Origin of the sequence: Streptomyces sp. NPDC006997 (genome assembly GCF_040635175.1) — a bacterium.
Classification (GTDB): Bacteria; Actinomycetota; Actinomycetes; order Streptomycetales; family Streptomycetaceae; genus Streptomyces.
Window position 1 is genome coordinate 137,545 of sequence record NZ_JBEYHH010000001.1, and the last position, 14,497, is coordinate 152,041.

The following is a 14,497-nucleotide window of genomic DNA, read 5'->3' on the forward strand; positions in this document are numbered from 1 at the left end:
GTAGTCACCACCACGTCGACTAGTCGGCGATCCCCTCGGGGATCGCCTTCTTCACCGCTGCGGCGAGATCCACCAGCACCGCCGCGCCGTCCCGTCCTCCGGGCACCGTCACCTCGACGTACGCCCTCCGGTTCGCCGTGGTGAACCGGAACGCCCCGTCGCCCACGTCCTCCTGGAGCCAGTCCACCCCGTTCACCCCGCCCGCGACCGCGTCCGGATCGCGGCCCTGGGCCACGTCCGGGTCGGTCATCCTCGGCGGCCGGACGACACCGCAGCGCAGTATGATCGCCGGGTTTCCCCAGCCCGCCGTCAGGGCGGACCGGGGCTCGGGATCACGTCGTTCCACACCGGCGACCTCGCGCGGCAGCGCCTTGTCCAGGTTCTGGCACAGCTCGGTGACCTCCGTGTCCGGGCTGGGAACCGCGGTGGCGGCACTGTCGTCGCTTGAGGAACAGCCCGCGACGGCGATCAACAACGCGAGCGCGGGCAGACTGGGGCGCCGGTGACGGAAGGACTTCACCGGCCAAGGGTAGACGGGGGCTACAGATGGACGACCGGGCAGGTCAGGGTGCGGGTGATGCCGTCCACCTGCTGGATTCTGGCGACCACCATGCGACCCAGGTCGTCGACGGTGTCGGACTGGGCGCGCACGATGACGTCGTAGGGTCCTGTCACGTCCTCGGCCTGGACCACGCCAGGGATCTTGCTGATCGTCTCGGCGACGGTCGACGCTTTGCCGACCTCCGTCTGGATCAGGATGTACGCCTGTACCACGGAACCTCCAGGGCGGCCACGAGGATCATGTGGGGAAAAGGAACGCCACGGTATCGCGTCGCCGCTCGTCACGGGGAGACCCGCGGACACCGGGACGGGCGCGCCGGGGTGACCGTGACGAGGACGCTGACGACGCGCGAGCGGGGTTGGACCTGGATGACTGGCATAGAAGGGGCGAAAGGGCGATGAAGGGCACTGTTGGTGAGCTGGGGGAGTTCGGGCTCATCAGGGAGCTGACCTCCCGTCTCACCACCACCCCCGCGGTCCGGGTCGGCCCCGGCGACGACGCCGCGGTGGTGGCCGCGCCCGACCGCAGGGTGGTGGCCAGCACCGACATCCTGCTGGAGGGGCGGCACTTCCGCCGGGACTGGTCCACGGCCTACGACGTCGGCCGCAAGGCCGCCGCGCAGAACCTCGCGGACATCGCCGCCATGGGCGCCGTGCCGACCGCGCTGCTGCTCGGCCTGGTGGTCCCCGCCGACCTGCCGGTGACCTGGCCGACCGAGCTGATGGACGGGCTGCGCGACGAGTGCCAGGTCGCGGGCGCCTCGGTGGTCGGCGGTGACGTCGTCGGCGGCGACACCATCATGATCTCGATCACCGCCCTGGGTGACCTGCGCAACCAGGAGCCGGTCACCCGCGGTGGCGCCCAGCCCGGCGACCTCGTCGCCGTGACCGGCTGGCTGGGCTGGTCCGCCGCCGGGTACGCGGTGCTGTCGCGCGGCTTCCGCTCCCCGCGCGCCTTCGTCGAGGCGCACCGGCGCCCCGAGCCGCCGTACCACGCGGGCCCCGCGGCGGCCGGGCTCGGCGCCACCGCCATGTGCGACGTGAGCGACGGGCTGATCGCGGACCTCGGGCACATCGCGGAGGCCAGCAAGGTCCGCATCGACGTCCGCTCGGCCGCGATCGACATCCCCTCCCAGATGAACGACATCGGCCAGGCCGTCGGCGTCGACCCGATGCAGTGGGTGCTGACCGGGGGAGAGGACCACGCGATCGTGGCGACCTTCCCGCCCGACGTGAAGCTGCCCGCCCGCTGGAAGGTCATCGGCGAGGTCCTCAACCCCTCCGCGCTGCCCCAGGTGACCGTCGACGGGGCGCCGTGGACCCGCAAGGGCGGCTGGGACCACTTCGGGGACATCGAGTCATGACCGCCCCGCCCAGGGTGCTCACCGTCGCCGGGTCCGACTCCGGCGGCGGTGCCGGGATCCAGGCCGACCTGAAGACGATGCTGGCGCTCGGCACCCACGGCATGAGCGTGATCACCGCGGTGACCGCGCAGAACTCGCTCGGGGTGCGGGGCGCCTGGCCGCTGCCCGTGGAGGCGGTGCGGGCGCAGTACCGCAGTGTCGTGGACGACATCGGCGTCCAGGCCGTCAAGACCGGGATGCTGGCCTCGGCGGAGCTCGTCGAGGCGGTCGCCGAGCTGATCGGCTCCACGGACGCGCCCGTCGTCGTGGACCCGGTGGGCGTCTCCAAACACGGCGACCCCCTGCTCGCCGCCTCCGCCCTGGACTCCGTCCGCACCCGGCTGCTGCCGCTCGCTACCGTGGCCACGCCCAACCTGGACGAGGTGGCGCAGCTCACGGGCGTCCGCGTCGCGTCGGAGGAGCAGCTGCGGGACGCCGCCGCGGCCGTGCTGGCGTACGGGCCCCGGTGGGCGCTGATCAAGGGCGGGCACCTGTCCGGGGACGCCGTGGACCTGCTCACGGACGGCACCGAGGAGCACTGGCTGCGGGCGCCGCGCCTGGACAACCGGCACACCCACGGCACCGGCTGCACCCTGGCCTCCGCGATCGCCGCGGAGCTGGCGAAGGGGCGGTCCGTGCCGGAGGCGGTCTCAGCGGCCAAGGAGTACGTCACCGGGGCGATCGCGGCCGGGTTCGCGCTGGGGGGCGGGATCGGGCCGGTGGACCACGGGTGGCGGTTCCGGTAGCCGGGCCGGGCACAGCAAGAAGCCGGTCCACGCTCGGTGGACCGGCTTCCTACAGCGAACCGACGGTGGCCGCGCGCTTAACTGGCGTCAGCGCGAGACCTTGCCGGCCTTGATGCACGAGGTGCAAGCGTTCACGCGCTTCGGCGTCCCGCCCACCACGGTACGCACACGCTGGATGTTCGGGTTCCAGCGGCGGGACGTACGGCGGTGCGAGTGCGAGATGTTGTTGCCGAAGCCCGGCCCCTTGCCGCAGACGTCGCAGTTGGCAGCCACGGGTCACTCCAAAGACTTCAGATGCACTTACGGTTGATCCCGGCATGGCCGGAACCAGGATCACGGACTCTACGAGCCCGCGGCGATCCGAGTGGCGCTGCCAGGGGGAATGGCCCGATCAGGATCGGGCAACCGGAGCAGCATACAACGGCTGCGCCCGTACAACGAAACTACCATGTGCGGGCTACGCTGCGTCCCACGTCCAGCCAGCTCAGGGGAGGCGCAGGTGGCGCAGGTGCCGCAGACGTTCTTCGATGCTCTCGCGGTGCGTACCTGGTGCGGTCTGGCGCTCGCCGCGCTCGGCCGGGCGCGCGAGGAGATCGACGCGATCAACGTCTATCCCGTCGCGGACGGGGACACCGGCACCAACCTCTACCTGACCGTCGAGTCGGCCGCCGCCGCGGTGGAGGCGGTGTTCGCGGCGCATGAGGTGGACGGTCACCCGCCCGCCGCCGGACCCGGGAAGCCGTCCGTGGCGGAGGCCGCGCGGGCGATGGCGCACGGGGCGCTGATCGGCGCCCGAGGGAACTCCGGGACGATCCTCGCGCAGCTGCTGCGCGGGATGGCGCAGGTCCTCGCCGCCGACGGGGAGACCCCGCACACCGACGGGCACGGGCTGCGGCAGGCGCTGCGGCACGCCGCCGAGTCGGCCCGGCAGGCGGTGGCCCACCCCGTGGAGGGCACGGTCCTGACCGTCGCGTCCGCCGCCGCCGACGCCGCCGAGGCGCTCGCCGCCACCGTCGGGGACTGCGGGACCGTCGCACGGGCCGCCTACCGGGGGGCGCGGGACGCCCTCGCCACGACGCCGGAGCAGCTCGCCGTACTGGCCCGGGCGGGAGTGGTGGACGCCGGGGGGCGGGGGCTGGTCGCGGTGCTGGGGGCGTTGGTGGAGACGTTCACGGGGGAAACGCCGGGGGGCGTGGCGGCCGCGGACGGCCACGCGCGCGTGGCGGACGGCGGCGGAGCGGAGGAGTGCGCGGCGGATCCCGACCGGGAGGGGCCCGCCTTCGAGGTCATCTACCTGCTGGAGGCCGACGACGCCGCCGTGGCACGGCTGCGGGAGCGGCTCGACCCGCTCGGCGACTCGCTCGTCGTGGTCGGCGGCGACGGGCTGTGGAACGTCCATGTGCACGTCGACGACGCGGGCGCCGCCGTGGAGGCGGGCGTCGAGGCGGGACGGCCGTACCGGATCCGGATCACCCACTTCGGTGCCGGGGACGTGCATACCGCGCGGGGTGAACGCGCGCCCCGCGAGCGCGCCCAGCGGGCCGTGGTGGCGGTCGTGCCGGGCGAGGGCCTGGCGGGGCTCTACGCCGAGGCCGGCGCGACGACCGTGCTGGCGCGGCCCGGGGAGCCGCCCGCGAGCGGGGAACTCGTGCACGCCGTACGACGTGCCCACGCGCGCGAGGTCGTGCTGCTGCCCAACGACGCCGACCTGCGCCACACCGCCGCCGCCGCGGCCGAGCAGGCCCGCGAGGAGGGCGTCCGGGTGGCGCTGATCCCGACCCGGTCCGCGGTGCAGGGCATCGCCGCGCTCGCCGTGCACGAACCGGGGCGCCGGTTCGACGAGGACGTGGTGTCGATGACCTCCGCGGCGGGCGCCACCCGCTACGCCGAGGTGACCGTCGCCGAACGGCAGTCCTGGACCACCGCCGGGATCTGCCAGGCCGGGGACGTGCTCGGCCTCATCGAGGGGGACGTCGCCGTCATCGGCGCGGACGTCACCGCCACCGCCGGGACCGTCCTGGACCGGATGCTCGCGGCGGGCGGCGAGCTGGTCACCATCGTGCTCGGCGACGAGGCCCCCGACTCCGTCGCCGAGCACCTGGAGAACCGGGTGCGGGAGGCGTACCTCGCCGTCGACACCGTGGTCTACCGGGGTGGACGGCAAGGGGCGCTGCTGCTCATCGGGGTGGAGTGAGCGCCCCCGGCGCCCTCATGGGCCCCTGGCGCCCTCACGTCCCCTGTTCCGTCATGAGCTGGAGCATCTGCCCGGCCTCGGCGCGACGGGACCGTACCGTCTCGTCGTCGTCCGGGGCACCGGCGTAGACCCGGAGCACCACACGCGCGCGTGCCGTCGCGTCCGCCGGGCGGCCCAGATCGGCCTCCAGCCAGCCCGCGGCGAGTTCGGCGGCGGTACGGCCGTGCAGGCCGTCCGGGCCGAGCGCGGCGAACGCCTCCGCGGCCCGCGTCATCTGCGCCAGCGCCCCTTCGAACGCCTCCTGGATGGAACCGTCCTCCGCGTCCTCGGCGGACGAGCGGGCCAGCAGGTCCCCGAACTGGCGGTGGGTGTGCCCCAGCTCCTCGGTGAGCCGCTGCCGGGCCTCCTCGTCGACCGCGTCCGCCAGCGCCGCCGCGCACACGCCGAGGGCGTCCGCCATCAGCTCCCGGGCGCCCTCCATGCCGTCCGGCGTGCGCAGTGCCAGCCAGGCGCGGGCCCGCAACGAGCGGACCAGGCCGTGCACGTTGCCCAGGGAACGCCACAGCTCGCCCGCGCGCGCGTACGCCCGGTCCGCGGCGACGGCCTCCCCGGCGTGCCCGAGGGACTCGGCGGCGAGGTGCGCGAGGGTGGCGTGGTCCTGCTGCTCCGGCCAGTGCCGGGCGATCTCGGCCGCCTGGAGCCGCCGTTCGGCCGCCGCGCGGTGCTCGCCCAGCTCGCTCAGACAGTCCCCGAGCCACCACTGCGTCTGTACGACCGCGCCGTCCCCGTGCGTCTCGGCGCTCAGGTCGGGCAGCGCCGACTCCAGCACCTCCGCGGCCTCCGCCCAGCGGCCCTGCCGCAGCAGGAACCCGCCCAGCAGATGCCGCGCCCACGCCCCGAGCGCCGGGCCACCGCCCGCCTCGTCGGCCCAGTGGGCCGCCTCCAGGGCGTGCTCCGCGGCCTCCTCGGGCCGGCCGGTGGCGCCGAGCACCTCGGCGAGCTGGAGGTGCAGCTGGGCCCGGCCCGGCGGCTCGACGTACGGGCCGCCGTGCTCCAGGGCCGACCGCAGCGCCCGCTCCGCCCCGGCCGGGTCGCCGAGCCGCTGGGCGAGGGCCGCCAGCTGGGCCTCGTACTCCACGGCGAACCAGGGCAGGCCCGCGGCCACGAAGTCCGCCGTCGCGCGCGTGAGCCGCTCCACGGCCGTGGGCAGGTCCCCGCCGTGCGCCGCCAGTTCGCCCAGCATGGCCCGTGCCTCGGCGGCCCGCGCGGCGAGCCGTACGTCGTCCCCGCCGTAGCCGTCGACGAGGGCCAGCACCTCCCGCACGGCCGCCTCGGCGTCGGCCACCGCGGCTCCGGCGAGCGGGTCGTCGCCGCGCGCGTGCACCGCCCGCAGCAGGATCCGGGCCCGGCCCATCAGCACCGACGCGGTCTGCCGCAGCCCCGTCCCGCCCTCGGCGTACAGACCGAGGACCTCCTCGTACGGCTCTGCGACGGCCGTCAGTGCCGCGTCCACGTCACCGGCGAGGGCGCGCACGAACGCCCCACGCGCGCGTGCCGCCAGCGCCTCGCCCGGGTCGCCCGCCTCGGCGTACAGGGCGGCGGCCCGCTCGAACTCCGCGACGGCCTCGGGGCCATCGGGGCCTCCGGGGCCTTCCGGGCCTTCGAAATCTTCGGAGCCTCCAGGGCCTCCAGGGCCTCCGGGACCTTCGGAGCGTTCGGGGCCGAGGCCCATCGCGCGGTGGTCGGCGATCTCCGCACGGGCCCGGACGTCCAGCGTGGCGCCCTCGGCCGCCCGCGCGAGCGCCGCCCACGCCTCGACGGCGTGCGGACGCAGGTTCTCCGACAGCTCCCGCGCCGTCGCCAGCAGGGCGGCCACATCGTCTACGGGGGGCTCCGCGGCGGCGGGCGGCGGCGCCGGGGCCACGCTCGCCGGACGCGTCGCACGCACCCCCAGGGGCAGCCGGTCGACCAGCGGACGCCGGTCCATACGCGCGCGTGCCTGCTCACCCACGTACGGCGTGCCGTTGCGCCGGTCGAACCGGGCGGCCAGCTCCAGGGCCTCCCCGCGCGCGTACCCGGCGAGTTCGGCGGCCGTCCAGTCACGACCGGGCGGCCCCGGCACCCGCCGGTCGGCGAGGCCCAGCTCCGCCAGCCTGTCCATGAGCAGGGCCACCACGCTCAGGAACTCCAGCCGGCTGCGCGGGTTGCCGGTGTCGGTGAAGTACGCCGGGCGCTCCGCGAGCAGCTCCAGACCGCGCGCCTCGTTGCCGGTCAGCGCGCAGAACTCCACGTGGTCCGCGTACGCCTCGCGCATACTCTCCATGGCCCGCACCAGCCGGAAGCCCCGCAGGTGGTTGGCGCGCGCCTCCTCCAGACGGCCCAGGCGCACCAGCGGCACCAGCGACGACGCCAGCGCCGCGTGCGGTTCGTGGGCGCAGCTGTACTCGCCCCCCAGGACCGGCTCCCACAGCCGCAGCGCCTCCGCGTCCCGCGCCCGCTCCGCCTGCCACCAGCCCTGCGAGTGCAGCTCGCACGCGTGGCAGTCGGCCATGGAGTCCCGGTCCGCGGCCAGCCACGCCGCGTACGCGCGCTCCGCGCGGGCGATGTCACCCACATGGGCGGCCACGCTGAACTCGGCACCGCGCACCGCCCGTTCGGAGTGCCCCGCGAGCCGGTAGCGGTGCTCCATCTCGCCGAGCCACTTCTCGACGGACGCCAGCGGGATGTGCGGCTGGCCCAGCATCCCCGCGGTCATCCACTTGAAGACCCAGTGCAGGGAGTGCGTCTCGTACGCGTCGAAGTCCTCGGGGTTCTCGTCCCACATGCGCAGCAGCCGCGCGAAGGGGACGAACATCTTGTCCTTCTCGGAGCTGTAGTTGTAGACCTGCAGCTGGTGCCCGAGCGCCTCGATCACCGCGAGCGGGACCCCCAGCCCCTCGGCCGCGGCGAGCAGTTGCTCCGCGCGCGCGTTGCGGGCCGGTCCCTCCGGCTGCTCGGCGTTCTCCGCCATCGCGCCGCGCAGCGCGTCGAGGTCCGTGATCTCCCTCATGCCTGACCGCCCCCCTGGACGTCGGAGCCCGAGTCGTCGCCGTGCGTGGCCCACTCCAGCAGGCCGAGGAACGCCCGGTTCAGCAGCGCGGAGTCGGCGGGCCGGAGCGGGCGCTGCGCCATCAGCAGGGCCTGCCCGTACAGGGACTCCGTGGCGGTGCCGACCAGCTCCCGGTCGCCGAGCGAGCTGATCCTGCGGACCAGCGGGTTGAGGTGGTTGAGCACCAGCCGGGCGCGCGGGGCGCCGCCGCGCAGCGAGCCCAGGATGCCCGCCCACAGGTCGTCCGCCTGCTCCTCGGCCGCCGCGCGCGCCTGCTCGTGCCGGGCCGCCCGGTCGTCCAGGTGCAGCGCGGGCACCGACAGCGGGTGGAAGGCGCGCAGCACGACGTCGCAGCCCAACGGGTCGAGGGCGGCCCGCGCGGCGGCCAGGAAACCGGACAGGGCCAGCTCCTCGGCCGGGTCGACGGCGTCCAGGTGCGCGGTCACCGTGTCCGCGTCCAGCTCCGCCACCGTCGTACCGGGACGCACCGAGGGCAGCGCCTCGACCAGCTCGGTGTCGTAGGTGTAGCCGCCGTTGACGACGCCGATGCCCTGCGCCGAGGCGATCGGCGCGACCTGCCGGAACTCCTCCACGGTCCGCGTGAAGTGCACCACCGGGTGCCGCCGCGCGAACTCCTCCAGGGACAGCCGCCCGTCCGTCGTCTCGAACGGCAGCCACGGCAGCATCGTGCGCAGCATGTCCCGGTCGTGCCGCGCGAGCGACTTCACGCCCAGGTGGTGTACGCCCAGGAACGCCGCGAGCCGCTCCGGGTCACCGGCGGCGAGAGCGGTCAGCCAGGAGCGGATCCGCTCGCCGAGCGCCTCCCGCACGGCGGCGAGGGTCTCGTCCTCGTACAGCGACTCGCGCGAGGCGGTGGGCCGCAGGCTGTCCGTGTCCAGCACACAGCGCACGAAGAACGCCCAGTCCGGCAGCAGCTGTTCGGCCCGCTCGGTCAGCAACATGCCCTTCAGGTGTACCCGGTGCCGGGCCCGCTGCGCCGGACTGACCGCGGAGGGCAGCACGTACGCCACCCCGCGGATCCCGGCGAGCGGCACGTCCAGCTCGACCGCGTCCAGCGGGGTGAACCCGAACAGCTCGTGGCAGTGCCGGGCGAGGGCCACCCTGCGGGTCGCGGGGGAGGGGTACGGGCGGTCCCAGGGCGCGGGCAGGTCGGTGACCGCCTCGTCGCCCACCCGGACGTCGTACGGCAGCAGGGAGCCGAAGTCCCGCGCCAGGGCGAGGACCCGCTCCCCGGTGAGCCACTCCCCGGCACCGGCGCGCGCCACCAGGTGCACGGTGGTGCCCGGTTCCGGCCGGGCGTCGTCCGGCAGGGTCCGTACGGTGTACGAGCCGTCGTCGGTCGCCGTCCACTCCACGGGACGGGCGTCCGGCGTACGGGCGCTGCGGCTGACGACGCGGATCCGCTCGGCGACGACGAAACAGGCCAGCAGTCCGATGCCGAACTGCCCGAGGAAGTCGGCGCGGGCCTCCTGGAGGCCGTCGACACCGTCGGCGGTGGTGGCACGCTTGGAGCTGCGGCCGATGGTCGCGAGCAGGCTGTGCACATCGGCCTCGGTGAGCCCGACACCGGAGTCCTCCACCCGCAGCGCGCCGCCCTCGGCGGTCAGCCGCACCCGGGCCGGGGCGTCGGGCTGTACGGCCCGCCGGGCCGTGATGGCGTCCACGGCGTTCTGGAGCAGTTCGCGCAGGTAGACCCGCGGGCTGGAGTAGAGGTGGTGGGAGAGCAGGTCCACCAGGCCGCGCAGGTCGACCTGGAACGTGTGCGGTGTCTGAGGTGACGGGGATGCCTGGGATGACTGTGAGGTCTGGGAGTCCATCGTCGCTGCGCCGGTGGGGGGACGGGCGACGGCGCGGGGTCGGGCGGCCCCGGTGAGGCGGTGACCGCGGGAGGGATGGCCGGAGCGCGCCATCCTAGGGCCCCAACGAGCCGCCTGACCAGGGGTTTCCCAAGACATATACGGCGATGTCAGTGGCGTGGTGTGCAATGGATCTCGTGCCCGCACTGGAAGAACCCCTCAAGAAGGTGCTCGGCCCCGCCACCGCGAAGGTGATGGCCGAGCACCTCGGCCTGCACACCGTCGGCGACCTCCTGCACCACTACCCACGCAGGTACGAGGAGCGGGGCCAGCTCACCCACCTCGCCGACCTCCCCATGGACGAGCACGTCACGGTGGTCGCGATGGTCGCCGACGCCCGGCTGCACACCTTCGCCTCCAGCAAGGCCCCGCGCGGCAAGGGCCAGCGCCTGGAGGTCACCATCACCGACGGCAGCGGCAGGCTCCAGCTGGTCTTCTTCGGCAACGGCGTGCACAAACCCCACAAGGAGCTGCTGCCGGGCACCCGCGCGCTCTTCGCGGGCAAGGTCTCCGTCTTCAACCGCCGCCTCCAACTCGCCCACCCGGCCTACGAACTCCTGCGCGGCGACGCCGAGGACGCGGCGGACGCCGCGGAGACCGTGGACGCGTGGGCGGGCGCCCTCATCCCGATCTACCCCGCCACCGCCAAGCTGGAGTCCTGGAAGATCGGCAAGGCGGTCCAGACCGTCCTGCCCAGCGCCCAGGAGGCCGTCGACCCGCTGCCGGACACCCTCCGCGCGGGCCGCGGCCTGGTCCCCCTGCCCGAGGCCCTCCTCAAGATCCACCGCCCGCACACCAAGGCCGACATCGCCGACGCCCGCGCCCGCCTGAAGTGGGACGAGGCGTTCGTCCTCCAGGTCGCCCTCGCCCGCCGCCGCCACACCGACGCCCAACTCCCCGCCGTGGCCCGCCGCCCCACCCCCGACGGCCTCCTCGCCGCCTTCGACGACCGCCTCCCCTTCACCCTCACCGACGGCCAGCGCAAGGTCTCCGCGGAGATCTTCACCGACCTCGCGACGGACCACCCGATGCACCGGCTCCTCCAGGGGGAGGTCGGATCGGGCAAGGCCCAGCCCCTTGACGCCCTGGTGCTCACCCCCGCCGGTTTCCGCCGCATGGCGGACCTCCGAGTGGGCGACGAAGTCGTGGTGCCGACCGGGGAGACCGCCTGGATCGACGGTGTCTTCCCGCAGGGGGAGCGCGACGTGTGGCGCCTTGTCCTGTCCGACGGCACGTCCGTCGAATGCGACGACGAACACCTCTGGATCGTCGGGACCAGCTGCGGCTGGCACCGGAACCAGCCGCCCAAGGTGATGACCACCCGGGACATCCGTCTGGACACGTTCAAGGCCAACGGATCCTCGAAGTGGTACCTCCCGGTCGCCGCCCCCGCCGACCTGGGGAACGACTTCGGGTTGCCGCTCGATCCGTACCTCCTCGGCCTGCTTCTGGGAGACGGGTCCTTCGGGCACAACCTCCGGCTGTCCACCGCCGATGACGAGATCCGGGACGCGGTGGCGACGGCCGTGGCGCCCGACTGCCGTCTGGTCCCGGTGCGGGGGTCCCGCTGTGACTACACGATCCAGTTGACGGAACGGGTCGGTGGTAAGCGCAATCCGGTGATCCGGGCCCTGCGCGAGCTGAACCTGTGGGGCATGACCTCGCACGGGAAGTTCGTCCCCGAGGACTTCAAGAACACGTCCGTCAAAAACCGGCTCGCACTGCTTCAGGGCCTTCTCGACACGGACGGCACCGTCCAGGCGGACGGCCTCAGTGTCTCGCTCTGCTCAGCCTCACGCAGGCTCGCGGACGACGTCGCCTGGCTCGTCCGTTCCCTCGGGGGCCGAGCGCGCGTGCTGCCCAAGCGGGACGCGTTCAACGTCTCGGTGGCCCTCCCCGACGGCTACGCCCCGTTCCGGCTGTCCCGGAAGGCCGCACGGGTGCGCCCACGGCCGAAGTACAACACGTTCCGACGAGGCATCCGAGCGGTCGAGTACGTCGGCCGGAAGCCGGTCCAGTGCATCAGCGTCGCGCACCCGAGCCACGCTTATGTGACCGACAACTTCACCGTGACCCACAACACGATGGTGGCCCTGCGCGCCATGCTCGCCGTCGTGGACGCGGGTGGTCAGGCCGCGATGCTCGCGCCGACCGAGGTGCTCGCCCAGCAGCACCACCGGTCGATCGTGGAGATGATGGGCGAGCTGGCCGAGGGCGGGATGCTCGGCGGGGCGGAGCGGGCCACCAAGGTGGTGCTGCTCACCGGCTCCATGGGCGCCGCCGCGCGACGGCAGGCGATGCTCGACCTCGTCACCGGCGAGGCCGGCATCGTGATCGGCACCCACGCGCTGATCGAGGACAAGGTGCGGTTCCACGACCTCGGCCTGGTCGTCGTCGACGAACAGCACCGCTTCGGCGTCGAGCAGCGTGACGCCCTGCGCGGCAAGGGCAAACAGCCCCCGCACCTGCTGGTCATGACGGCGACACCCATCCCGCGCACGGTCGCGATGACGGTCTTCGGCGACCTGGAGACCTCCGTCCTCGACCAGCTCCCCGCCGGTCGCTCCCCGATCGCCAGCCACGTCGTCCCCGCCGCCGACAAGCCGCACTTCCTCAGCCGCGCCTGGGAGCGGCTGCGCGAGGAGGTCGGCAAGGGCCACCAGGCGTACGTCGTCTGCCCCCGGATCGGCGACGAGGAGGACACGCCCGGCAAGGGCAGGAAGAAGCCCGCCCCGGACGACGCCGAGAAACGCCCGCCGCTCGCCGTCCTCGACGTCGCCGACCAGCTCGCCAAGGGCCCGCTCCAGGGACTCCGCGTCGAGGTGCTGCACGGCAGGATGCCGCCCGACGACAAGGACGCCGTGATGCGCCGCTTCGCCGCCGGCGACACCGACGTCCTGGTCGCCACGACCGTCATCGAGGTCGGCGTCAACGTGCCGAACGCCACGGCCATGGTCATCATGGACGCCGACCGCTTCGGCGTCTCCCAGCTGCACCAGCTGCGCGGCCGGGTCGGCCGTGGCGCCGCGCCCGGTCTGTGCCTGCTGGTCAGCGAGGCGCCGGAGGCGAGCGCGGCCCGCCAGCGGCTGAACGCCGTCGCCGCCACCCTCGATGGTTTCGAACTCTCCCGGATCGACCTGGAACAGCGCCGCGAGGGCGACGTCCTCGGCCAGGCCCAGTCCGGCGCCCGCACCAGCCTGCGGATGCTCGCCGTCATCGAGGACGAGGAGATCATCGCCGAGGCGCGGGAGGAGGCGACGGCGGTGGTCGCCGCCGACCCGGAGCTGACCGGCCTCCCCGGCCTGCGCACGGCACTGGACGCCCTCCTGGACGAGGAGCGGGAGCAGTACCTGGACAAGGGGTGACCGGACGTACCTGGGGGCGCCGCGCGGGCGCGACCCGCCACACTGAACCTGCAAGCCGCCCACGACGAAGGACCCGACATGACCCGCGTGATCGCCGGCACCGCCGGCGGCCGTCGCCTGGCCGTCCCCCCGGGGACCGGAACCCGCCCCACCTCCGACCGAGCCCGCGAGGGCCTCTTCTCCACCTGGCAGTCCCTCCTCGGCGGCCCCCTGGACGGCGAACGCGTCCTCGACCTGTACGCCGGTTCCGGCGCCGTCGGCCTGGAGGCCCTCTCCCGTGGCGCCGGTCACACCCTGCTGGTCGAGGCCGACGCCCGCGCCGCCCGCACCGTCCGGGACAACGTCAGGTCGCTGGGCCTGCCCGGCGCCGAGGTCAGAGCGGGCAAAGCGGAACAGATCATCCGCACCGCCCCACCCGAGCGGCCGTACGACCTGGTCTTCCTCGATCCGCCGTACGCCGTGACAGACCACGATCTTCGGGAGATCCTGCTCACACTCCGCTCGGAGGGGTGGCTCACGGCCGAAGCCCTCGTCACCGTGGAGCGCAGCACCAGAGGCGGTGAATTCCGGTGGCCCGACGGTTTCGAACCGATCCGGGCCCGTCGCTACGGCGAGGGAACGTTTTGGTACGGTCGCGCCGCCTCTACGTGCGAAGACGCACGATGACCGGACCGGAGAGCGAGGGATCACCAGTGCGCCGCGCCGTCTGCCCCGGGTCGTTCGACCCGATCACCAACGGACATCTCGACATCATCGCCCGCGCCTCCCGTCTGTACGACGAGGTCTACGTCGCGGTGATGATCAACAAGTCCAAGAAGGGCCTGTTCGAGATCGACGAGCGGATCGACCTGATCCGCCAGGTCACCAGCGAGTACGGCAACGTACGCGTCGAGGCGTTCCACGGCCTGCTGGTCGACTTCTGCAAGGAGCGCGACATCCCGGCCATCGTGAAGGGCCTGCGGGCCGTCAGCGACTTCGACTACGAACTCCAGATGGCCCAGATGAACAACGGCCTCACCGGCGTCGAGACGCTCTTCGTGCCCACCAACCCCACCTACAGCTTCCTGTCGTCCTCCCTGGTCAAGGAGGTCGCGCAGTGGGGCGGCGACGTCTCCCACCTGGTGCCGCCGCAGGTCCTGACCGCCCTCGCCGAACGGCTGCGGCGGGACTGAACGGCTGATGGCCCGTCAGCCGGTGTCCCCCGGACGCCCCAGGGCCGTACAGTCGTCCCGTTGGTCTCCATCACAGCTGTAGAGAGTGGCG

The 14,497-nt window shown here is 73.7% G+C and carries 11 protein-coding genes; 6 read left to right on the forward strand and 5 right to left on the reverse strand.

Translation table 11 applies throughout. From position 1 onward, the window contains the following. Window positions 1-19: 19 nt before the first annotated feature. Together ABZ659_RS00605 and ABZ659_RS00610 are read right to left on the reverse strand one after the other, a co-directional pair. Complete coding sequence (locus tag ABZ659_RS00605; protein ID WP_360211951.1) at window positions 20-520, reverse strand: DUF3515 domain-containing protein; 501 nt, start codon at window positions 518-520, stop codon at window positions 20-22. A gap of 20 nt (window positions 521-540) precedes the next feature. After that, complete coding sequence (locus ABZ659_RS00610) at window positions 541-774, reverse strand: Lrp/AsnC ligand binding domain-containing protein (RefSeq protein WP_360211953.1); 234 nt, start codon at window positions 772-774, stop codon at window positions 541-543. Between the two features lie 185 nt (window positions 775-959). Here ABZ659_RS00610 and ABZ659_RS00615 point away from each other — a divergent pair, with 185 nt between their 5' ends. Both ABZ659_RS00615 and thiD read left to right on the forward strand, forming a co-directional pair. Continuing rightward, the gene (locus ABZ659_RS00615) at window positions 960-1,925 is read left to right on the forward strand and encodes a thiamine-phosphate kinase (protein ID WP_360211955.1); all 966 of its coding nucleotides are present in this window, start codon (window positions 960-962) and stop codon (window positions 1,923-1,925) included. Next, on the forward strand, window positions 1,922-2,710 hold the full coding sequence (thiD, locus tag ABZ659_RS00620) for a bifunctional hydroxymethylpyrimidine kinase/phosphomethylpyrimidine kinase (RefSeq protein ID WP_360211957.1): 789 nt from the start codon (window positions 1,922-1,924) through the stop codon (window positions 2,708-2,710). The genes ABZ659_RS00615 and thiD overlap by 4 nt, the downstream gene beginning before the upstream one ends. Window positions 2,711-2,797: 87 nt before the next feature. Here the strand turns inward: thiD and rpmB are convergent, their stop codons facing one another. Next, window positions 2,798-2,983, reverse strand: a complete 186-nt coding sequence (rpmB, locus tag ABZ659_RS00625; protein WP_003993230.1) for a 50S ribosomal protein L28 — start codon at window positions 2,981-2,983, stop codon at window positions 2,798-2,800. A gap of 226 nt (window positions 2,984-3,209) precedes the next feature. Between rpmB and ABZ659_RS00630 the strand changes: the two genes are divergently transcribed. After that, complete coding sequence (locus tag ABZ659_RS00630) at window positions 3,210-4,904, forward strand: DAK2 domain-containing protein (RefSeq protein ID WP_360211959.1); 1,695 nt, start codon at window positions 3,210-3,212, stop codon at window positions 4,902-4,904. A gap of 34 nt (window positions 4,905-4,938) precedes the next feature. Here ABZ659_RS00630 and ABZ659_RS00635 read toward each other — a convergent pair whose 3' ends face one another. Beyond that, the gene (locus tag ABZ659_RS00635; protein WP_360211961.1) at window positions 4,939-7,953 is read right to left on the reverse strand and encodes a tetratricopeptide repeat protein; all 3,015 of its coding nucleotides are present in this window, start codon (window positions 7,951-7,953) and stop codon (window positions 4,939-4,941) included. Then, window positions 7,950-9,830: an HSP90 family protein gene (locus tag ABZ659_RS00640; protein ID WP_360211963.1), complete on the reverse strand. Its 1,881-nt coding sequence runs from the start codon at window positions 9,828-9,830 to the stop codon at window positions 7,950-7,952. Before ABZ659_RS00640 ends, ABZ659_RS00635 begins: the two co-directional genes overlap by 4 nt. Before the next feature lie 167 nt (window positions 9,831-9,997). Between ABZ659_RS00640 and ABZ659_RS00645 the strand changes: the two genes are divergently transcribed. The 3 genes from ABZ659_RS00645 (at window position 9,998) to coaD (ending at window position 14,406) form a co-directional block, all read left to right on the forward strand. Further along, window positions 9,998-13,234 (forward strand): helicase-related protein, encoded by a 3,237-nt coding sequence (locus ABZ659_RS00645; RefSeq protein ID WP_360211965.1) that lies wholly within the window; start codon window positions 9,998-10,000, stop codon window positions 13,232-13,234. Between the two features lie 78 nt (window positions 13,235-13,312). Then, window positions 13,313-13,900: a 16S rRNA (guanine(966)-N(2))-methyltransferase RsmD gene (gene rsmD / locus ABZ659_RS00650; RefSeq protein WP_360211967.1), complete on the forward strand. Its 588-nt coding sequence runs from the start codon at window positions 13,313-13,315 to the stop codon at window positions 13,898-13,900. A gap of 26 nt (window positions 13,901-13,926) precedes the next feature. Beyond that, on the forward strand, window positions 13,927-14,406 hold the full coding sequence (gene coaD, locus ABZ659_RS00655; protein ID WP_360212276.1) for a pantetheine-phosphate adenylyltransferase: 480 nt from the start codon (window positions 13,927-13,929) through the stop codon (window positions 14,404-14,406). Window positions 14,407-14,497 lie beyond the last annotated feature (91 nt).